Genomic DNA, 18,856 nt, shown 5'->3' with positions numbered 1-18,856 from the left:
CGCAGACCCTGGGAATGCGAGCGAGCAGCTCGCGGCGAGACTCGCGTAGGCTCGCCCGTGATGGCCGAGACGACGGACAACGACCTGCCCGCCGACTGGTGGACGACCGAAGACGTACTCGCGTACCTGCGATCAGCCGGCGCGCCGATCAGCCGCGCCACCTGGGCCGCTTACGTCTCCCGTGGTCAGGCTCCCGCCGCGGACCGCATGTTCGGTCGCTCGCCCGCCTGGCGCCCTACGGTCGTCCGCGCCTGGCAGGCATCCCGCCCGCGCCGCGGGTCGGTTCCGTCCGACTGATTCATGGTGCTCAACCTCCCTCCGAAGCGTTCCTCCGCTGACATCCAGTCAACCGGAGACATCGCGCGCCGCCGATGAAGGCAGCGCACATCATCGATGCATCGTTGATGCAGTGATGACGCATGTCGCTTCGGAAGGGAAGGAGCGTTCTGTCGGTGTGACGCAGACTCGCCCGGCCGGTCTACCGGATCACCCCCAAGAAGCGCCCCCCACAGCAAAGGCGATCCCTGGAGGCTCCACGGCCCGAGTCCGTAGCCGTTGCGGCGTCTATTGCTTACTTTCTGGGCTCGAAGTACAGCGAGAGGTCGTAACGTTCGTCGGGCGCGACGCCGTGGATATTCTCCTCAAATTGGACAGCTTCGATCTCGTATCTGCCGTCGTTCGCGTTGCACCACTCTGCGGCCTTCGCGAACAAAGCGCCCGGGGTGCTTGCGCTGAAATAGACGGCGGCGATGTGCTTGGACTCAGACATCGATCCACCGTAGCGTGCCGGGCCGCACACCTGGGGAGCTGCTGGAGCCATGCGAAATCGGACCGGCGTCCGCGCGGTGACACAGCAGCATCACTCGATTCGGGTATCGCCGAAGACGCACGGTGGTGCCGTGGAGGGAGAGGGTCGGCCTCTCGGACCGGCTTTGCGTGCCCGATGCTTCGCTGCCGGTCGATGCACAATCCGGGGTGGAACAGGCCGCCAGCGTGCAGATGCGGTGTGGAGCTGGCTGTCAGCGTTCGAGTTCTCGGTCACGGCGATAAAGGCTGGTCGGGGTGTGCCGCCGCCTGCGGTGCCGGTTGTCAGGCGGCGGCACACCGGGGCTGGATGCGCCGCTGAGATCCCAGGTTTGCGAGCCAGGGAGTGCGGCGCACCCACGTCCGATCGCGGCTGTGGCGCGCGAAAGAGCGACTGGGCGACTACGTGGATCGCGGCAGTGCGAGCGTTCCCGGGCCGGCCGTGTGGAGCTGATCCAGGAGGTGGGAGAGTCTGCGCGTCAAAGCGTGATGCTGAGACCGGGTCAGCGGCGGCCACTCCAGCAGTACGCCGTCAGTCCTCATCCCGACGTACGCCATCGGCGCTGCGATCTCTTGGCTTGCGCCCTGCGCGAGCCAGACGCGGATGACGTCATCGTTGCGTTTCTCGGTCGCCTTAACCTCCCGCGATCGGTGAGGCTCACCCGCCTTCTCCAGTCGGCTGCACCACGCGGGATGTCCGTCGGCCATGGCGCGGCGCTCTCCGGCCCTCCGCATCCTGCGCAGGTCCACCAGGGCATTGATGAATACCCGCGTCAGGCCGGTGGTCAGCACGCGCCTAGCGCGCATCTCGATGTCCTCGACCTCGATCGTGACGATCGCAGGCCCCGTGTCGCTTCCGTCCATCCGAGTCAGCCAGGCCCGTACGGTCGCATCGTCGGGGGCATCCGGATGGACCACGACCATGTGCGACTTGCGCTCGCCGACCTCCCCCAGCTCGTCACTGCACCAGCTTGGGTGTTTACGTTTTTCTTCCACTTGCCTCCTCCCTTCTGACTGAGCACTCAGGCAACGCATGGCGCTGCGGGCACTCACTGGTCCGGCGGTGGTAGCCAGCCGGTAGGCCGGACGGCGTCGGCCAGCGCCGCGGTGCGAATCCAGGCGCTCGTCTCGTCGCCGGGCACGCCGTCAGGCCGCACCACCACGCCTTTGACCCGCAGCCATTCGAGCGTGGGCAATAGCTGGTATTCCTCGCCGATTTCCGTCACGCGGATGGTCAGCCGGCCGCCGTCACCGCGATGGTCCATGGGAGCGAGGTCGAGCACAGTGCCCGGCACGATGTCCGGGCGGCACCGCGGTGCGGTCGGCTCCGCGTTCATGACGGCCACCGGCCGCCGTGACCCCGCGCTCGCTGGCCCGGCGTCAGGCGAAACGCCTCGTGGCGCGTCGTCGGGGCGTTCCACGCGGGGTCGCTGTGACCGCGGACCGGAACCCGAACCGCGCGAGAGACGACCTTGATGGGCTCGGCGGGATCGTGCGGGTTGAAGAACCACTTGATGCGCTTCCACGGACGCATCGCGACCTCCAAAGGTCTTGACGACATGCATGAGCGGCTGTGCGTTCGCTGCTGAGGTCCCACTCAGCCGATCCATCCCGGCGCGGCTTCGGTGGTACGGCGCCTTACTCAGACCCGGCGGCACGACGGCACCCGCTACGGGTCGAGTACCGCCGTACCGGTCTGCGGGCAGCCAGCACCGATGCGTCTAGCCCTAGAAACACCGAGGTGCTGGCTGCGGGACCGAACGTACACCTGTCTAGACGAGTCGTCTAGACGTGTGGTTCGCTTGTCTCATCTGTACGAGTTCTGGAGCGGCGTAGGGTGGCCGACGTGTCTAGCCCGCACCCCGACCGGCCGCGATACCGCACCGTGGCCGATGAGCTACGCCGCCGGATGCTCGCCGGCGCCATACCCGCCGGGTCGCTGCTGCCCAGCGAGGCCGCGCTGATGGACGAGTTCGGCGTCTCGCGCGGCACCGTCCGCGAGGCGATCGGCCTTCTCCGCGCCGAAGGGCTCGCCGTCACCGAGCAGGGGCGCGGCACCTACGCCCGGCCCGTCATGCCGGTCCGCCGGCTGGGCTCAGATCGCTACCGCCGTGAACTCGACCAGATCCGCGGTGCCGCCAGGCCGGAGACCTCGTTCACCGCGGACCAGGCGGTGCAGTGGTCGGACTACACCCTCGATAGGGAGTTCGCTGAGGTCCCGGCCTCGTCGGCGCGCGCCGAGCTGTTCGGCGTCGAGCCCGGCACCATGCTCCTGGAGCGGCGCTTCGTCTTCCGCGCCCACGGCGTACCGCAGCAAATGTCTGTGTCTTGTCTGCTTCTCGCGGACGTGGCGGGGACACCGGTCGCCGACCCGGCGAACGAGCCGTGGCCCGGCGGCAATACCGCTCAGCTCTACAGCCTCGGGATCGTCATCACCGGCATCCGTGAGCGGGTGCGTGCCCGGATGCCGGTCCGCGAGGAGACCGAGGCACTGCGCATTCCATCGGGTACGCCGGTCGTGACGATCACCAGGCAGACGTACGCCGGCGAGCGCGTCGTCGAGGTCGCGACCGACATCGTCATTCCCTCCGACCGCGTCGAGCTGGACTACTGGATCGACCTCACCCCGGAGAGCTGATGTCGCAGGTGGCCGACCGGGCGCACAGGCCGATAGTGCAAGCTGTAGTCCCACGAAGAATGTGAAACTGGAGGTAGGCATGGCGGCTCTGGAACGGACTCTCGTACTGCTCAAGCCCGACGCGGTCGCGCGTGGACTGGTCGGCAAGATCTTGCAGCGGTTCGAGGAGGCCGGCCTGAAGGTCGTCGGCACCAAGATGGTGCAGATGGACGCCGACCTCGCCAAGCGCCACTACTTCGACCTGGAGGAGCGGTTCGGCAAGTCGGTCTTCGACGTGACCGCGAACTTCATGCAGACCGGCCCGGTCATCGCGTACGTCTTCGAGGGCGTCGAGGCCGTCGCGAACGTCCGCCGCATGGTCGGCAGCACCTTCCCGAACCAGGCGCCCCCCGGCACCATCCGCGGCGACTTCGCGCACACGTCGAAGGCGTACACCGAGGAGAAGGGCACCGTCGCGGCGAACCTGATCCACGCCTCCGGCAACGTCGAAGAGGCCGCCTACGAGGTGGACCTGTGGTTCGACAAGTCGGAGCTGTTCGACTACCAGACCGTTGCCGAGAGGTTCCTGTTCTGATGCTTGACGACTCGGAGCCGAAGCCGTCGATCGAGGAACTGCGCCAGCAGTACGAGGAGGAGCGCCTCTACCAGGAGGACCGGGCCTCCGCCGAGTACGCGTACGCGCTTGCCGTCCGCCTCCGGGAGAACGGCGAGACGGAGGAGGCACGCAAGTACGCGAACGCGTGCCTCCAGCTCGCCAAGGCGATGCCGGCGCGGTCGCTCGACGAGGTCACCTCCGACCGGCAGACCATCGGCGGAGTGCCGATGCCGGACTACTTCCACGAGGGCGTAGTCCGGTCCCGGCTCGCGGATCTGCTCGACGCCGCGTAAGGCGGATTCGTCAGCGCAAGACGCCGTTGAGGTGTTCTTGCACCGGCTCGAACAGTGGGTACGGCACGTATTCGGCGAGGGTGGCGCGGTCGCACCACGCCACCTCCGCCAGTTCCTCTTCGTCGGCGACGCGCGCGGTGCCGCTGACCACCTCGCAGGCGACGTAGAGCATGAGCCGGCCCGTGTTGGGGTGGATGCGCTCGCCGAGCAGTTGCGTGGGGCGCACGGTCACGCCCGTCTCTTCCTCCGCCTCGCGGGCTGCGGCCTGCTCGTTGGTCTCGCCCGGCTCGACCTCGCCGGCGGGGAACTGCCAGGAGAGCGACCCCTCCTTGACCTTCCGGCGGACCATGAGCACCCGCCCCTCGTCAACGATGATGGCGGCGGCGATGGCAGGGCGTTCGTCGGTTTGAGTCATGGCTCCGCTTCCAGGTCTTCCAGGGCTTGAATCACGGGAGGAAAGACCCGGTCGGCGGGCACGAACTCGCCGAGACGCTGACGGGGAATCCAGACGGCATCGATGTTCTCGTCCGTGTCGCGGTTGGCGACCTCACCCGTCAGGTAAGAGCAGAGGAAATACTCGGCGAACACGCCGGTGACCGGATGTATGCGGCTCCCCAGCGGTCGCATGACCGTGCAGTGAATGCCGGTCTCGGCCAGCGTCTCTCGGACTGCCACCGTGCGCGGCTTCGCGCCGGGCTTGACGATCCCCGCGGGAAACTGCCAGGTAATGCCGTTCGGGTCGTCTTCGCGCCGACACACGAGAAGCACCCGCGCCCCGTTGACGACGACAGCTATCGCCACCGTGAGCGGTGCTGCGCTGCCGGCCGCCTCAACGTCGGCGCGATCCTCGGCGTTGAGCTGCCGCGCGAACCGGATCTTCACGGACTCGGCAGAACGCTCGTATGCCGTGTCGAGCGCCCGCTGTAGTTCCGGGCGGATGCGGACCTCGGGCCGCTCATGCCAGGCCGCGATCGTTCGCTTCGCGACGCCGATCAGCGCCGCCATCTCATCCTGCGACATCCGAAAAGCGGCTTGGAGCGCGCACGCGTGGCGCCCGGTCCACTCGTCGATGACGGTATGCCGCGCAGGCTGGCTCATACGAGTTCCCGGCTAGCCACTAGCGTGAGTTGGGACATCATCGTCAGCTCACTCGATGACCGTGAGTGTGGTGCCGACCGGATATGTCTCGATCTCACCGGACAAGCGGGTCACCGTTATGGCCCCGACCGCCGTTACGCTGTCGCCCGGCTTTAGCTCTACCGTCGACGGCGGCTCGGCCACGAACGTGCCGTGTCCGTGCCGAACCTCGATAAGCCCTTCTTGTCGCAGCACGGCAAGTGCGCGGCGAATCGTCTCCCGCGCCAAGCCGAACTCGTCGTGGAGATCCTTCTCGGACGGGATTCGATGACCAGGATGTAGATCGCCGGAGCGGATGCGGTTACGCAGCACAGTGGCGAGCTGCCGATACGCGGCACCTTCGCGATCCGGTGTGATCACAACATCACGGTAGGTGTCAACATCGGGGCGACGAGGCGCGTATGCGTCTAGACGTATATGCCGCTGCAATGCAAGCGAGGAGCTGCGATGGCCCTAGCTAGGGGAGCGCCGTGAAGTAGGGAGCATTCGCGTGCTTTTCGCCCGGCTATCGCCGTGCGGGCAGGCGGACTTGCCGGAAGGGTGTGTACCGCTGCTTCACTTCAAGCTATCAAATATTGACATGTGACGTAGAGTCAAGGAACCTTGTTCGGTGAACGTAGACGCAGCGGGAACCCTTGCCGAAGTGGACGCGGCGCTCATTGTTGCGATCGTTGTCGAGGCGAAATTTAGACCCGCAAGTGACTCAGATGAGCGTCGGGAGTGGGTAGTAGCGCCATACTTTTATGGCCTATTGGCAGTAGTGTTAAGTCTGGCGCTAGCAGTGATGAGCATATCTCATAATAAGGCGCTTGGAAACAACGCCAGCTTAGTTGCGCTGTGTGGCACATTTTATGGCGTGTTTTCATTGATGGGTGATCCTGCGAGTTTGGCCCCGCAGATAAGGAAAATGAGTCGAAAACAGCGACGGAGAAGTGCGGCGATTATACTCTCGATTCTCGTTTGGTTCGCCATATGGGCGATAGGTTTTATACCCAACTGGTGGTTCCCTTGGAGTCTACTCCGACCATTTGACTAATGGGCTGCATGATTCGAGTTCGGCAGTGGCGCAGGGAAAGTCCGCGGACGGCGTCTAACCCCGAGCATTTATTCAGGTGTCCAGTCAACAGATCACTGCTAAACAGTTTCGGCGATGAGCTGCCGCAGTGGGCGACGGTGGCCCGGGTGATCGAATCAGCGCAAGGGTCGAATGACCTTACTTCCGGCGCTAAGGGAAATCATTGTGTGAGGCGTGTCGCCTAGCATTGCTGTTAGGCTTCCATCTTCTTCACTGGTAGCTACGATGACTTGCAGCCCGTCACTGCCGTCCCTTCCAAGTCGTCTCAAGAATGTAGCAAAGTCGCGCCGATGTACTTCTTGTTGACGCGGCTCGTCTAGCACTAGGACTCCAAGATGATTGGTAGCATGCTTTAGGCTAACTTCTGCAAAAGAAAGCAAGTATGCCCATAGGGCCCTAATCATGTCGCTTGCGGATAAATCAAAGCCTAGATCGAACCCCTCATGGACCGGCCTGTACGTATCCTCTGAGATTGTTACATTTTCGGGTGCCATGGAGCTGAATTGGTAAGCCCGCAGTTGGTCTCTGAAAGATTCATTAATGAAATGAATCTTTTCTCTGTCGAGAATGCTGAGGGTGTCTCTGCCTGCGGCCTTGAGTTCCTCGTCGATGACGCGCCATGCTTGCGCACGATCCACTAGGTCGGTCTCGGCCGTCCGAACTTCGTCGGAAAACTTCAAAAGGACACCGATGTGTTCCTCTAGACGTACCTGCTGCGCGATTGCCGCGATTGACGGCATCGAGGAAGGAGCAGTCAGGGTGTCCTTAAGTGATCTGATGTGCGCACGAATCAAATTTGCTTCTCCGCGAAGTCGACGAACTTTCGTGGCCTCGACTTCTTGGCGGGCAAGCGAATCGGACAGCATGCCCTTAAAAGTTATTAGCTCCTGTTCGATCAACTTGATGTTGTCATCGACCGCCATTGGGGTAACGGTGATATCGAATCCGTCTGGAAGAAATTGACTGCACGTGGGGCAGTGAGGATTCTCGCCGAATAGAGCTGAATGTGAAGAGCCTAGACGCGTTAGAAGCGCAGCGTCCTTGTGGCGCTGTAAATCCTCCTCCAGTGCTACCACGCGTTCCCTAAGATGTGTTGCGCGCTGCTGAGCGGCGTCATGTTCGGCGATTGCTTCAACTGCGACCGCACCTAGAGAAACAAGACGGTCTTGCGACTCGGAGAGGTCCGCCTCTAGATCCTCGGATGCCGGCCCCGTATTGGGAATGACGGCGACTTCCTCCAGCATGTCCTGAAGCCTAGAAATCTCCTCTTCGAGGGTCGACCACGTTTTATCAGGTTGCGCTACGAGCGCGTTGATCTTGAATCCGTCTTGCGTGGCTGCCGGATTTGCCGGCACATTGCGCAGAGTCACGGATACGGATGCTGCTTCGTTAGACAGTGCGCGAAGACGTGCCTTCCAATCGGACTCCGCGACGGTCTTTGCATACTCAAGGCGTTGTCTTCGGAGCGCAAGATTGTACGCATCCAGATTCAGCGTGAACTCGGCGCTTCGCCGAACCGCGTCCCTGATTTGGAAATAGCCAGGGATTCTCGGCTGGACACTGAGCCAGCCTTGTTTCTGCTCCACAAATGAATAAGGGAAGAGGCACTCCGCGTATAGGGGTACTTCGCTTCCGTCGGTCTTCGTGACGCGTGGAATTGCCCAGCCGACAAAGTCGGCTAGGAAGTGATGAAACCCGGTGCTTCGTTGCGCGGCACCCGGCATGCGCACGAAATAGTCCTGTCGGGGCTGGTTGGTTAGACTTTCGGTGATGACTGGCCCGTGGAAAACTGAAACGAGGCGTGAGTCGACGTTCTCGTCCCGAACCGAGCGATGAACGGTGATCACCTCACCGCTGGAATTCTCGATCTCCAAGCGAACAAATGATCTACGTACGGCGTGCGCTTTTCCGTCTACTTCAACTTCATCGGTCATGGCGTGCGGCAGCGGGATGTCGCGCTTGGGGCTAAGCATTCCTTCAAGGCCAAGGGCGTACAGTATCGCTTGCAGGCATGTTGACTTGCCGCTACTATTGTCGGCCCGTAAGATATTCAACCCATTCTCGAACGTGAAGTCCGCTCCGCACACTGGTCCAGGCGTTAGAACCCTAAGCTGTACCGCTCTAATCTTTAGCATCAGTGCCACTCCAGCATCTGTCGTACCTTTGCCTGTGTAATGGATTTCGGCAAGATGAGAAGGGTGTTCTTCTCTTCTGTCAGAACACGCTGTTGCCTCGCCTCCGAGGCAACATCCTGTCCTTGCTGACTTAGCGTCAGAGTTTGATTCTTGTTTCTTCTAACGAGGCCAGAGGCAACGGTGAGCGAAATCGTTCGCGTTAGGGAGGGGTCATATCGCAGGATCGGGTCGTCCGGGCGTCGGTCGCCCGCAAACCATCGAGCGATAAGACGTCTTCCGCTTTCTGTTCGCAGAGCCCAGAGCAGAAGGTGTACCTGATCCAAGTTGGCGGTCTTGTTTCGACATTGATCGAGCACAAGCGTTAGCATCGTTACGCGCCATCCGATGCGAAGGTCGCCCGGAATTGGGTCGGGTCGATGTCTAAACCTCACAGGCGTTGTCAGCGCTCCAAATGCCTCTTCTAGAATGTCGTCCATTGGATTAAGCTGCATCCTCGAAGTCAAGTGGGCATCTAATTAGCCAGTCCGCGATTGTGCCCCACGCGATACCGTTAATGGCGCCCGGGCCGATCAGATTAACGTCGCGAGTGAGGGTGTTTCGGAGGTCGTTGACGATTTCCTTCACGAGCGTTGTTGACGGCGGTTTGCTGCCATCTAGGTGTTCAAGATCGAGAAAACTTTCCTGTGAACGAATTGTAGCGACGGCTACTTCCCATTGGTCGGGAAACCGGGTGCGTAGCTTTTCGAGGGTATTCCCACTTTCGATATGCTTTCCTAGCAGACTCTCAATGTATCTTTTGCGCCTCTCTTCCTCTGTGAAGATGTTCGTTAGCTTCCGATCTATCGTCTCGTACGGTTCCGAATTCTCGCTGATCCAAGCGCTTGTATCGTCACTGTTCACTGGGGAAATCGAGACTAAGTCAGGGGGGCGGGCTAAAAGTTTGCCGCGAGCATCGGCGAAGGAATCATCATTGGCGATCATGATGCGGAAATTGCTAGAATCGATGAATGGGAGATCCCAGGACTTGACTTCCAATGCCTTGGTTGTTGCGTGTTGAACTAATTCTTTCGAGTCCCATAGTGGAAGCATGAAGAAGTAGCAGTGTAGTTGAATGCTGCCTAGCATTCGTATGAAGTCTTCTTTTTTTATTAGAAGCTTCCCAATGTCTGTAGTGAGTTTATCTCGTTGTTTCTCGTAACGTTCTTTCGTTGGTACGGGCTCTTGTACGGCATAGCACTGGAATGCGTGCCCGTCGTGGGTGAATGCCTCGATGCCTAGATCGCCCTTATGGCGTGCGGGGACGGGCTGCACGCTGTCCCTGCCGTATGCCAGTTGAAGAAGTTGCAGGCACCACTTTTCCCAGTCCTCTCCCTGCCACAGCCGTACTGTTTCCAACCCTGAACCTCCCGGAGCGGCGATTAGGTGCGAGGGTGTCACGTTCTGTGAAACCCCCGTTACAGACGATAGAGGTGGACCGTCTGGAAGGGAATGCACCGCAGGGCCGGCCCCGTCTCCGTCAGTGGGTGAGGTGCGCTCGCAGCCGCGAATTGTGCAGGTGGCGGACTTGTTGGGTGACGAGGAGTGTTGCTTGGCTCTCATATTTGATTGCCGAGCGCGCCGCGTGTTCCGCCCCCGGGTCTCGCCTAGAACGCATGCAGTTGCGCGGTGAGGGTAGTAGTCCGTGGTTATGCACCCATGCGTGTTGATCTGGGTAGTCAGCCAGCGGATCTCGCCGAGTGATCCCCTCGGGGCTGGTGATCGCGCGGCCGAGCGCGGAGCTGGGACCGAGGTGATCTCCGCTCGCTTTTCGCGAAGGCCACGGGAAGAAGCTCAGTTGCCACGACTCCGGGATGGTGGGCTGAGAAACGAACACCACCTGGCGGTGCTCCGTATCAGGTTGATATGCCAGGCTCTGTCGCCGCGTACCAGGATGGTCCGAGTATCAAACTGAATATCAACTGCGGGGACCATGCTGGACGGCGGCGGACTTGCCTGGATGCTGATGCCCAGGTCGGAGGCGGTAGGCGGCGAGTTAGGCAACCCGTGATCTTTAGTTGACACGGAAGCGCGAGAGGGATCCTTAAGGTGTGGGGTGCGGTCTCGTTTGCGGTCTCGTTCGGCGGCGTCTGAGGCCGGTTGTAGAAGTTCGGAGGCGGCATATTCCCTGCTCACGGACCGTTTTGATCCTAGCCGGACGACCTCACGCAGAACTTACAAGCGAAGGGTCGCAGGTTCGATCCCTGCTGCGCCCACCGGCCGACCAGCACAGAGGCGGGCCGCGACATCCGTCGCGACCCGCCCGGTCTCGATGGTGGCCCGGCGTGACCGGATGCGAGGTCCCTTCGTCGTGGCGGCAACCCCCACGAAGCATCCGCGCGTTGTACCGTGCGAGTCGGTGGCCCGCTCGGAGTAGCGGCCGGGCCGTGCCGCCCCCAGACCGCTACCTGGGGAGATCGCCATGGGGGCACCGCACCCCGAGTTTGGTGCCGCACTGCGTCAGCTCGTCGAAGACCGGCGACTCAGCTATCGCGAGCTGAGCAGGCGCGCCCATTTCAGCACTGGATACATCAGCGACTTGATCAATGGGAGGAAGCCCGCGAACGCGGACGTCGCCAAGGCGCTGGACAAGGCGCTCGACACCGGCGGACGCCTGACGGCCATGATCGCCGAGTCGCCTCGCGAGGACCTGGACGACGAACTGGACGCGTGGGAACTGCTGCGCCGGATCGAAGCGAGCGACGTGGGCGCCGAGACCCTCGGCCGGCTGGAGAAGGCCGTGGACGAGATGGCGATGCGTTACGCCACCGATCCTCCTGAGGAACTGCTCCCGCGCGTACGGCATCACCTCGGCTACGTCGTCCGGCTCGTCGGCGCCCGGGCGACCCTTCACCAGCGACAGCGGATATTGGTGTCCGGCGCCTGGTTGTCCCTCCTCGCCGCGACCCTGCACATCGATCTTCAGCAGCGACAGGCGGCGCGCGCTCGCCTCGGAACCGCCCGCACCATGGCCGAACACGTCGGCCATGACGAGATCCGCGCGTGGTGCCTGGAGACCCGCGCCTGGGAGGTCCTGACCACGGGCGACTTCGCGGCGGCCGCCGCGCTCTCCCGGCAGGCGCAGGCCGTCGCCCCCCGCGGCGGCTCGGTGCTCATCCAGGCGACCGCCCAGGAGGGACGGGCGTGGGCGCGGATGGGGCGGGGGGCGGAGACGCGAGAAGCGCTCGGCCGCGTCGAACGTCTGGTGGCCGGCCTGGCTCGCCCGGATCGGCCGGAGCACCACTACCAGTACGACCCGGCGAAGGCCGAGAGCTACTCGGCCACCACGCTGGCCTGGGCAGGCGACGCCGCGGCGGTGGGGGTGGCGCAGACGGTCATCGAGTCGCTGCGCCTGGAGGGAGCGCGCCCCCGCCGGATGGCTTCAGCGCAGCTCGACCTCAGCCTCGCGCTGCTGGCTGCCGAGAAACACGACGAGGCGGCAGCACACGCCACCGAGGCGATCACATCCGGCCGGATCGTCGCCAGTAACTGGTGGCGCGCAACGGAGATCCTGAAGGCGGTGGACCCGAATGTGGCCGAGGCCGCGACACTGCGCGAGGCCTACCAGCAATACCGGCCAGCACACCATCCCGGCACGGCATAACGCGTTCGCTCCGTGTTCGCCGTCCTGCGAACAGGGAGTGAACGCGTAGCCCCTCGCCTGCCGATACGCCAACCCGTAGCGTTTCCATCACGACGCGGCGGCGCTCGATGAACTCCCGACCCGGCTGCCGAGCCGGTGCCTCTTGCCGCCGCCGCGTCATCGATGAGCGCAGCGGTGCGGGCTGGCCCCCGACACCGCCGCACTCCCCGGAACCGGGTGCGGTGGCAACTCGTGGCAACTTCCCGCTGCTGCCGCGCCCCCGAGAAAAGGGAGGTGCCCGGTGGTCGGGTGGCTGCATGGCCCTTCGTACGGCCCTCGGCGGGCGGACAGGCTCCTGCCGACGACCCCGCCACGGCCGAGGCCGGCCGCGACGACGATTCCCATCCGATATCCCGTCACGCTTGGTCAGGCGGTCGGGTACGACACGAAGCGCGCGCGGAGCGCGGCCGGCACCGGGTGCCCGCGATGAGCGCGTCCGCGTGGCTGCCGTCGGCGCAGGCGTCCACGGCGTCGATCAAGCCCGGCGCCACGCTGGCGCTCCAGCCGGCCGATCTCTGGGACGTGGCCGGCGAGGAGCCGCTGCTGCTGATCGTGCGGGAGGTCGGTGATGGTCTCGGCCATCCATCGCTGGAGTGGGCGCGGATCGTGGGCACGGAACTCGGCCCGGACGGCACGGCGGTGAACGACGCGCGTGCCGTGCTGGCCCGGGTCGCGGCGCTGCCCGGGGCGGTGCGCCCGACCGGGTGGTTGCCGTGACGGCCGGTGCGGGTCATCCGGGCTGGTGTGTGCCGGACGAGGGCCACCCGTGCAGCGTCCGCGGGCACCGCAGCCGCGTGATCGTGGTCGGGTCGGAGCCTGACGGCTCGATCGCCCGGTGGATGCGGGCCTCGGTCCGCGTGCAACTGTCGCTGCCGCCGGGCGCCGATGACGACCAGACGCAGGTATGGATCTCTACGGGACTGAAGTACGAGGAGCTGACGACCACCTCCGCCCGGCTCACCGAAAGGCAGTGGGACGACCTGGTGGCCCGGGTGGGGGCTGAGTTCGATAAGCACGATGGCACCGGGGAGCCGCTCAGGGAGTTCACCGGGTACAAGGCGCCGGCGATCCATAGCGAAGCGGGCGGGACGGCGAAGCCGAATCCGCCGCAGTCCGGTGGCGGCGTGGTCCGACCGACGCGAGGGACATGATGCGTAGCGACTGGACGGCTCTGCCCGACGCCGTCACCACGGAGATCGCCGACCGGGTCGGCAGGCCTTTCACCGTGCGCCCGGCGGCCGGCGGCGATCACGCGGAGATCGCCGCGGCGGTGACCGGACCGGCCGGGACGGTGTTCATCAAGGCCGCCTCCGGCGGTCCGGAGAGCGTGAGTTTCCGGTCGTTGCGCTACGAACTGGCGGCCACCGGTGCGGTCGGCCGGTGGCCGCCGGCGGTCCTCTGGCAGATCGAGACCGGTGGCTGGCTGGCCGGCGCGTTCGAGCACCTCGACGGCCGGCACCCCGACCTGTCCCCGGGCGGCCCGGACCTCGATCTGCTCGCGGAGGCGCTGGAGGACCTGGGGGAGATTGCCGCGCCGGACGGGACGTGGTTCACCCCGGCGGGCCGGCTCGGCTGGGAGCATCCCACGATGGACGGCGGCACCGTCGTGCACTCCGACCTCAACCCGGCGAATCTGATCGTCACCGCGACCGGGCTGCGGATCGTCGACTGGGCGTACGCGACCAGGGCGGCGCCGTGGCTGGAACTGGCGATGCTCGTCCAGTGGCTGATCGGCAGCGGGCACACTCCCGCGGCGGCCGAGGACTGGCTGGCGCGGTTCCCCGCGTGGGCGACGATCGACCGGGGCGTCCTGGACGACTTCGCCTTGCACAGCGCCGCGAAGTGGTCGGCCCGGGCCCAGCAGGGCACCGCCGGATGGGTGCACGACCTCGCCACCTGGAACGGGGCGTGGGCGGCGTACCGGCGCCGGTGAGGCGGGTCGTCGCTGTCCCCGCGTTTGCCGGAGATGTCGAAGGGCCGGCTCCTGAGGAGCCGGCCCTTCGACGGGTGGTGGTGAAGGGGGTCAGGGGCGGTCGATGGATTGTTCGGCGTTGGCGGCGGGGGCGGTGATGGCGGCGACGCGGGCGGCGAGGGCGTTGAGGACGGCGGGGGCGTCTTCGTCGGGGATGGCGTCGGCCAGGGCTTCGGGGGAGACGCTGGAGGCTTTGATCGCCTCGCTGAGTTGCTCGGGGGAGAGGTTGGCCATGGTGCTCGTGACGACCTGCTCGGCGTCCACGGTGCTCTGGTTGGCCGAGACGAGGACCGTCAGGTCGCGCTGGATGGCCTGGAGCCGGCGGAAGATCTCGGCCCGGTCGATGCCGCCGGTGTGGGTCGGTGCGACGCCCGGCGGGTAGCCGCCGTTGAAGAGCAGTCGCCAGATGTCTTCGGCCGCAGCCATGTCGCCCTCCTCAGAGCCGTGCGCCCGCCAGTCGGCGAGGGATTCGCCGGCGAGCACGGAGTAGATCCGGTTCATCGCGTCGCTGCTGTTGACGAAGCGCCGGATGAACGAGATGTGCAGGTGCCAGAGGTGCGTGGTGTCACGCCCCGGGTCCGGTCCGGCGTCCGCACCGACGCCGAGCGGCCGTCCGCCGGTGAGGACGTAGCAGTAGACGGACCGGTTGTCCTTGGTGCCGATGAACTCGCGGATGATCGGTACGCCGCCGATGTAGAGGCGTTCGTCCCGCGCCCGCGCCGCCACGTCCAGGCGCGACGTGTACGCACGCATGGCGGCCGCGGACATCGTCAGGTCGAGCGCCGCCGCCTTGTCGCCCGGCCCCTGCCGGTCGGCGGCGACGTCCGCGCGGGAGTAGTCACTGGTCGCTACCGCGTTGCGGTAGTTGTGGTAGCCCGGTTTGGCCGCGTAGATGCCGCCGAGCAGTGCGGACGATTCCAACCTGTCGAACCGTTCCCACAGTGACCAGATCTCGTCAGTGATCCGGGTCGGGTTGGGATTGCGCGCCACCAGCTGCACCTCCTTCTCGACGTCTTGACATGACCGTGGATATGCCCAATCGCAAGTGACGGTAGTGCTGGGTGAGGTTTCCGGCATGCCCTGGAAGGGAGATTTCCGCCGTTGATCCCCCTGACCAGGGCTGATCCGATGGCAGTATTGCGCGTCCGGGCAACCCTTTCGGGTGATCTAGGTACGTCCAAACCCGTCTTGACCTGCCCGTTGATGGAAAGCGGTATTCGTCCGGTCTGGGGGTATTCCAGGCCTCCGCCTGAAACCCGATACATGGACGAACTTCACTAAAGCCTGGTCGTGGTCTGGATGTCGCCCCGGGCCGCCGCCCGCCGTGACCCTCGGCGGGACGGTGCCCGAGGCGACGGCGACGCCGCCGACGGCGGGACGGTGACCGCGCCGGGCGACCGGCATCCACTCTGCCCGGCCGGTCGCCGATGCGACATCGGGTACGTAGACCGCTTAAGGGTGCTTAACGGACTTTCAGGGCGGCGACCCGGCCGACCCCGAAAGAGGTCACCTCAGCCAGGACCGCGCGGTCGGGGCGAGCCGCATGCGCTCGGTGCGGCCGGGCGGCAGCGTGCTGTCGTCGATCGGCCCGTCGGACCACGCGACGATCGCGTGCACGCCGGTACGCACCGGGAGCGCCGGATAGTCGTTCTCCGCGTACTCCGTGACCAGCGCGCTGGGCGTCGTCGGGGTGGGGGGAGGCGCGTCCGAGTACTGGATGAGCATGTTGATCGTGGTTGCCGGCACCGGGGAGCCCAGCGGCGCCCGTGCGCCGGTGTCGAACACGGCCGGTTCGGGCATCCGGAGCAGCAGCACGTCGTCCCAGGCGACCATCGTGCGGTTCGCCGCGTCGCGGTGCTCCCGCCAGACCGGGCCGCTGTAAAAGGTCTCCAGCGCGGCCCGCCGGCTCCGCATGTCCCGGAAGCCGCGCAGCCAGACGAAGCGGTCCGGGTCGTCGAGGTCGCGGAACTGGCCCAGGATCGCGGCGCCGGCCGCCTCCTGCGGCTCGATGAACTCTCGTTCGAACAGCTCGATCAGGTCGTCCCGCGCGCCCGGGTGGGTGCGGTATCGGCGCAGCTCGACCACCATCACGCCCATCTCTGCCATGCCCGCACTGTAGACGGTCGCGCGATTCAGATACTGTTGGCATCTGAATGTCGACGACATGTGAAGGGGTATCGTGACCGAGCTGAACCTGACCGACCCTGAACTGCTGAAAGACCCGATCAGCGGGTACGACCGGGCGCGCGAGACGTCACCGGTGGTGCGGCTGGTCACGCCCGGGTTCGGGGCGATGTGGGGCATCACCCGCCACGCGGACGCCCGCGCCGCGCTCACCGACCCGCGTCTCGCGCCGTCCTCGGAGAGCTTCATGCGGATGGCCGTGCCCGAGCACTGCCGGAAATACCTGCGCACCATGCAGGAGCAGGACGGCCCGGAGCACCGGCGGCTGCGCGGCCTGGCCCGCCCGGCGTTCACGCCGCGCCGCGCGGAGGACCTTCGGCCGCGCATCGCGCCGCTGATCGACCGGCTGCTCGACGAACTGCCCGGTCACGCCGAGGACGGCGTGGTCGACCTGCGCAGGTTCTTCGCGCAGCCGCTGCCGATGGACGTGATCTGCGAGCTGGCCGGCGTACCGGCGGAGGATCGTGATCGGTGGCGTGCGCACGGCGCGGTGATCCTGTCCGGCGACGGGCGCGCGCTGATGGCCGCGGTGCCCGAGATGATCGACGACGCGATCCGCGCGGTCGGGGACGGCCGCCCCGGCGACGACCTGATCGGGATGCTGGCCGTCGCGCAGGGCGACCGGCTGTCCGAGGACGAACTGGTCACGCTGGTCTGGCACCTGATCCTGGCCGGTCAGGTGCCGGCCAACCTGATCGCCAACTCGATGGCCACGCTGCTGGCCGAGCCGGAGCTGGTCGCCACGCTGCGCGCGGAGCCGGCCCTGCTGCCCGGCGCGGTGGAGGAACTGACCCGCTGGCAGCCCCCGCAGATGTTCACCATCCCGCGCTTCGCGAGCGAGGAGATCGAGGTCGGCGGCGTCCGCATCCCGAAGGGCGAGCCGGTCACGGTCGTGCTGCCGGCGGCGAGCCGGGACCCGCGCGCCTTCACCGACCCCGCGCGGCTGGATCTCCGCCGGGCCGAGGGAGCACATCTGGGGTACGGGCACGGCCCGCACTTCTGCCTCGGCGCGCCGCTGGCCCGGGTGCAGACCGAGATGGCGCTGGCCGCGCTGCTCGACCGGTTCCCCCGCATGCGCCTCGCGGTGGACCCGGCCGAGCTGCCCTGGGTGCCCGACCCGTCGACGCGGCGGCTGTCATCCCTGCCGGTGCGGTGGTAGTGGCCGCCGCGCCTACCCGGCCGCGGCGCTCCGGCGGGCACGGAGGTGGCGGACGGCTTCGACGGCGCCGGTCACCCGCAGCGCGAGACCCAGGCCGACCGCGATCGCGAGCAGCGTGTCGTCCTGGAACATCACCCCGCCGAGATGTCCGGTGAGCGCTGTGTAGGCGCTCCAGGCTGTGGTGGCGAACGCGACGAAGAGCGGGTACCCGCCGAGCGGACAGCGGACGAGCCCGGTGGAGAACCTCGCCACGCACCGTCCGGGACGCGGTCGGCCTCGCGCGTGACTAGCGGGTGCGGCGGCGCAGCGTGCGGGCGTAGTCCTGGAAACGGGCCTTGGCGATCGCGGAGCGGTCGAGGGTGCGGAAGACGATGCCCTCGGCCGCGCCCTCGCCCGAGTCGTCCAGTCGGACCAGCGTGGCCGGCAGCCGCGTGGCCAGCAGCTCCTGCGTCTCCTCCAGGCCGGCCGGGAGCTCCGCCGCGTCCAGCGTGAACAGCCGCGGCGCCAGGTCGACGCCGGCCTCGGCCGCGATCGCGCGCAGCGCGTCCTCGTCCGCCCACGGCTGGCCGCCACCCTCCCGCCACGCCGAGATCTCCTGCGGCGCCGCCGCGAGCAGCGGCACGTAGCCGTCGATCAGCGCGGTGTCGAAGAGCCGCCGGCCGACCGTGCCGCGCGTGCTGTACTGCTTGGCCTGGCCACCGATCTTGCCGCCGTACAGCTCCAGGTAGAGCACGCGGATGAGGTCGCCGGTCACCGCGGGGAGGCGCTCGGCCAGTGGCTTGAGGTTCTCCACGATGCCCTGCGACGGGTTGCCGATCAGGTCGCCCTTCGCGTAGAGCAGTTCCTCGCGCGAGCCGAGCAGGTAGCCGCCGTCCGGGAGCTGCACGATCCGCGCGTTCGTCCCGTCCACCTTCTCGGTGGCCAGCACCGTGCCGGTGAACGGGACCGTCTCGTCCAGCAGCCCGCCGTTGCGCGGGTCGAGCGCGTGGTAGGTCGGGATCGACGGGTACTTGGTCATGGAGTTGAGCGCCCGCAGGTCGGTGGCGCGAACGTCGAAGCTCATGTCGATCCCTCCTCGATGGATCGGGCCGCAAGATCACGGCGTTCGGTAAGGATGACAAGGGCGGACACCGGCGGCAATCGAAAAACGGGCGCGCGAAACAGCCCCGGAACCGACCGAAGATC

Annotated in this window: 21 protein-coding genes; 9 read left to right on the top strand and 12 right to left on the bottom strand. The window is 65.8% G+C overall.

Annotation, left to right across the window (positions count from 1 at the left end; translation table 11 throughout):
• Nucleotides 1-60: 60 nt before the first annotated feature.
• Nucleotides 61-297, top strand: coding sequence for a helix-turn-helix transcriptional regulator (locus tag J2S41_RS25755; protein ID WP_310371265.1), 237 nt, complete (start codon nucleotides 61-63; stop codon nucleotides 295-297).
• Between the two features lie 274 nt (nucleotides 298-571).
• On the opposite strand, the gene J2S41_RS25750 is transcribed toward J2S41_RS25755, so the two are convergent.
• The 3 genes from J2S41_RS25750 to J2S41_RS25740 form a co-directional block, all read right to left on the bottom strand.
• The gene (locus J2S41_RS25750) at nucleotides 572-769 is read right to left on the bottom strand and encodes a hypothetical protein (RefSeq protein WP_310371264.1); all 198 of its coding nucleotides are present in this window, start codon (nucleotides 767-769) and stop codon (nucleotides 572-574) included.
• 437 nt (nucleotides 770-1,206) lie between these two features.
• Nucleotides 1,207-1,800, bottom strand: coding sequence for a hypothetical protein (locus J2S41_RS25745; RefSeq protein WP_310371262.1), 594 nt, complete (start codon nucleotides 1,798-1,800; stop codon nucleotides 1,207-1,209).
• Nucleotides 1,801-1,853: 53 nt separating this feature from the next.
• Nucleotides 1,854-2,141: a hypothetical protein gene (locus tag J2S41_RS25740; protein ID WP_310371261.1), complete on the bottom strand. Its 288-nt coding sequence runs from the start codon at nucleotides 2,139-2,141 to the stop codon at nucleotides 1,854-1,856.
• 509 nt (nucleotides 2,142-2,650) lie between these two features.
• On the opposite strand from J2S41_RS25740, the gene J2S41_RS25735 reads away from it, so the two are divergent.
• The 3 genes from J2S41_RS25735 to J2S41_RS25725 all read left to right on the top strand — a co-directional run bounded on the left by J2S41_RS25735 (nucleotide 2,651) and on the right by J2S41_RS25725 (nucleotide 4,330).
• Nucleotides 2,651-3,442, top strand: coding sequence for a GntR family transcriptional regulator (locus J2S41_RS25735; protein ID WP_310371259.1), 792 nt, complete (start codon nucleotides 2,651-2,653; stop codon nucleotides 3,440-3,442).
• A 79-nt stretch (nucleotides 3,443-3,521) separates the two neighbouring features.
• Nucleotides 3,522-4,016 (top strand): nucleoside-diphosphate kinase, encoded by a 495-nt coding sequence (locus J2S41_RS25730; protein ID WP_310371258.1) that lies wholly within the window; start codon nucleotides 3,522-3,524, stop codon nucleotides 4,014-4,016.
• Nucleotides 4,016-4,330 (top strand): hypothetical protein, encoded by a 315-nt coding sequence (locus J2S41_RS25725; RefSeq protein WP_310371256.1) that lies wholly within the window; start codon nucleotides 4,016-4,018, stop codon nucleotides 4,328-4,330. Before J2S41_RS25730 ends, J2S41_RS25725 begins: the two co-directional genes overlap by 1 nt.
• Before the next feature lie 10 nt (nucleotides 4,331-4,340).
• Here J2S41_RS25725 and J2S41_RS25720 read toward each other — a convergent pair whose 3' ends face one another.
• From J2S41_RS25720 to J2S41_RS25700, 5 genes are all read right to left on the bottom strand, one after another.
• Nucleotides 4,341-4,745: an NUDIX hydrolase gene (locus J2S41_RS25720; RefSeq protein WP_310371255.1), complete on the bottom strand. Its 405-nt coding sequence runs from the start codon at nucleotides 4,743-4,745 to the stop codon at nucleotides 4,341-4,343.
• The gene (locus J2S41_RS25715) at nucleotides 4,742-5,428 is read right to left on the bottom strand and encodes an NUDIX domain-containing protein (RefSeq protein ID WP_310371253.1); all 687 of its coding nucleotides are present in this window, start codon (nucleotides 5,426-5,428) and stop codon (nucleotides 4,742-4,744) included. The genes J2S41_RS25720 and J2S41_RS25715 overlap by 4 nt, the downstream gene beginning before the upstream one ends.
• A 48-nt stretch (nucleotides 5,429-5,476) precedes the next feature.
• Nucleotides 5,477-5,827, bottom strand: coding sequence for a GntR family transcriptional regulator (locus J2S41_RS25710; RefSeq protein ID WP_310371251.1), 351 nt, complete (start codon nucleotides 5,825-5,827; stop codon nucleotides 5,477-5,479).
• 831 nt (nucleotides 5,828-6,658) lie between these two features.
• Nucleotides 6,659-8,677, bottom strand: coding sequence for an AAA family ATPase (locus J2S41_RS25705; RefSeq protein WP_310376537.1), 2,019 nt, complete (start codon nucleotides 8,675-8,677; stop codon nucleotides 6,659-6,661).
• 480 nt (nucleotides 8,678-9,157) lie between these two features.
• Nucleotides 9,158-10,072, bottom strand: coding sequence for a hypothetical protein (locus tag J2S41_RS25700; protein ID WP_310371249.1), 915 nt, complete (start codon nucleotides 10,070-10,072; stop codon nucleotides 9,158-9,160).
• A 1,063-nt stretch (nucleotides 10,073-11,135) separates the two neighbouring features.
• Here J2S41_RS25700 and J2S41_RS25695 point away from each other — a divergent pair.
• The 4 genes from J2S41_RS25695 (at nucleotide 11,136) to J2S41_RS25680 (ending at nucleotide 14,289) form a co-directional block, all read left to right on the top strand.
• Nucleotides 11,136-12,317, top strand: a complete 1,182-nt coding sequence (locus J2S41_RS25695) for a helix-turn-helix domain-containing protein (RefSeq protein ID WP_310371248.1) — start codon at nucleotides 11,136-11,138, stop codon at nucleotides 12,315-12,317.
• Between the two features lie 465 nt (nucleotides 12,318-12,782).
• The gene (locus J2S41_RS25690; protein WP_310371246.1) at nucleotides 12,783-13,073 is read left to right on the top strand and encodes a hypothetical protein; all 291 of its coding nucleotides are present in this window, start codon (nucleotides 12,783-12,785) and stop codon (nucleotides 13,071-13,073) included.
• Between the two features lie 77 nt (nucleotides 13,074-13,150).
• Entirely contained in the window at nucleotides 13,151-13,507 is a 357-nt protein-coding gene (locus J2S41_RS25685; protein WP_310371244.1) for a hypothetical protein, read from the top strand.
• Nucleotides 13,504-14,289 (top strand): phosphotransferase family protein, encoded by a 786-nt coding sequence (locus tag J2S41_RS25680; RefSeq protein ID WP_310371243.1) that lies wholly within the window; start codon nucleotides 13,504-13,506, stop codon nucleotides 14,287-14,289. Before J2S41_RS25685 ends, J2S41_RS25680 begins: the two co-directional genes overlap by 4 nt.
• A gap of 90 nt (nucleotides 14,290-14,379) precedes the next feature.
• On the opposite strand, the gene J2S41_RS25675 is transcribed toward J2S41_RS25680, so the two are convergent.
• Together J2S41_RS25675 and J2S41_RS25670 are read right to left on the bottom strand one after the other, a co-directional pair.
• Nucleotides 14,380-15,318 (bottom strand): hypothetical protein, encoded by a 939-nt coding sequence (locus tag J2S41_RS25675; RefSeq protein WP_310371242.1) that lies wholly within the window; start codon nucleotides 15,316-15,318, stop codon nucleotides 14,380-14,382.
• Between the two features lie 516 nt (nucleotides 15,319-15,834).
• Nucleotides 15,835-16,434, bottom strand: a complete 600-nt coding sequence (locus tag J2S41_RS25670; protein WP_310371241.1) for an NIPSNAP family protein — start codon at nucleotides 16,432-16,434, stop codon at nucleotides 15,835-15,837.
• A 73-nt stretch (nucleotides 16,435-16,507) separates the two neighbouring features.
• Between J2S41_RS25670 and J2S41_RS25665 the strand changes: the two genes are divergently transcribed.
• A complete protein-coding gene (locus tag J2S41_RS25665) occupies nucleotides 16,508-17,671 on the top strand; it encodes a cytochrome P450 family protein (RefSeq protein ID WP_310371239.1) in 1,164 nt (387 codons plus the stop codon).
• A 12-nt stretch (nucleotides 17,672-17,683) separates the two neighbouring features.
• On the opposite strand, the gene J2S41_RS25660 is transcribed toward J2S41_RS25665, so the two are convergent.
• Both J2S41_RS25660 and J2S41_RS25655 read right to left on the bottom strand, forming a co-directional pair.
• Nucleotides 17,684-17,923 (bottom strand): hypothetical protein, encoded by a 240-nt coding sequence (locus J2S41_RS25660; protein WP_310371237.1) that lies wholly within the window; start codon nucleotides 17,921-17,923, stop codon nucleotides 17,684-17,686.
• Between the two features lie 34 nt (nucleotides 17,924-17,957).
• On the bottom strand, nucleotides 17,958-18,734 hold the full coding sequence (locus J2S41_RS25655; protein WP_310371235.1) for an RNA ligase family protein: 777 nt from the start codon (nucleotides 18,732-18,734) through the stop codon (nucleotides 17,958-17,960).
• Between the last annotated feature and the right edge of the window lie 122 nt (nucleotides 18,735-18,856).

The sequence above is a fragment of the Catenuloplanes atrovinosus genome (assembly GCF_031458235.1).
Taxonomy (GTDB): Bacteria; Actinomycetota; Actinomycetes; order Mycobacteriales; family Micromonosporaceae; genus Catenuloplanes; species Catenuloplanes atrovinosus.
Note: the sequence above shows the minus strand (reverse complement) of the source record. Positions and strands in the feature narration are given on the sequence as shown.

Excerpts from the sequence above, each read along its gene's own strand:
- J2S41_RS25755 (WP_310371265.1), top strand. The coding sequence starts at position 61 with ATGGCCGAGACGACGGACAACGACCTGCCCGCCGACTGGTGGACGACC.
- J2S41_RS25750 (WP_310371264.1), bottom strand. The coding sequence starts at position 769 with ATGTCTGAGTCCAAGCACATCGCCGCCGTCTATTTCAGCGCAAGCACC.
- J2S41_RS25740 (WP_310371261.1), bottom strand. The coding sequence starts at position 2,141 with ATGAACGCGGAGCCGACCGCACCGCGGTGCCGCCCGGACATCGTGCCG.
- J2S41_RS25730 (WP_310371258.1), top strand. The coding sequence starts at position 3,522 with ATGGCGGCTCTGGAACGGACTCTCGTACTGCTCAAGCCCGACGCGGTC.
- J2S41_RS25725 (WP_310371256.1), top strand. The coding sequence starts at position 4,016 with ATGCTTGACGACTCGGAGCCGAAGCCGTCGATCGAGGAACTGCGCCAG.
- J2S41_RS25720 (WP_310371255.1), bottom strand. The coding sequence starts at position 4,745 with ATGACTCAAACCGACGAACGCCCTGCCATCGCCGCCGCCATCATCGTT.
- J2S41_RS25715 (WP_310371253.1), bottom strand. The coding sequence starts at position 5,428 with ATGAGCCAGCCTGCGCGGCATACCGTCATCGACGAGTGGACCGGGCGC.
- J2S41_RS25705 (WP_310376537.1), bottom strand. The coding sequence starts at position 8,677 with ATGCTAAAGATTAGAGCGGTACAGCTTAGGGTTCTAACGCCTGGACCA.
- J2S41_RS25695 (WP_310371248.1), top strand. The coding sequence starts at position 11,136 with ATGGGGGCACCGCACCCCGAGTTTGGTGCCGCACTGCGTCAGCTCGTC.
- J2S41_RS25690 (WP_310371246.1), top strand. The coding sequence starts at position 12,783 with ATGAGCGCGTCCGCGTGGCTGCCGTCGGCGCAGGCGTCCACGGCGTCG.
- J2S41_RS25680 (WP_310371243.1), top strand. The coding sequence starts at position 13,504 with ATGATGCGTAGCGACTGGACGGCTCTGCCCGACGCCGTCACCACGGAG.
- J2S41_RS25670 (WP_310371241.1), bottom strand. The coding sequence starts at position 16,434 with ATGGCAGAGATGGGCGTGATGGTGGTCGAGCTGCGCCGATACCGCACC.
- J2S41_RS25655 (WP_310371235.1), bottom strand. The coding sequence starts at position 18,734 with ATGAGCTTCGACGTTCGCGCCACCGACCTGCGGGCGCTCAACTCCATG.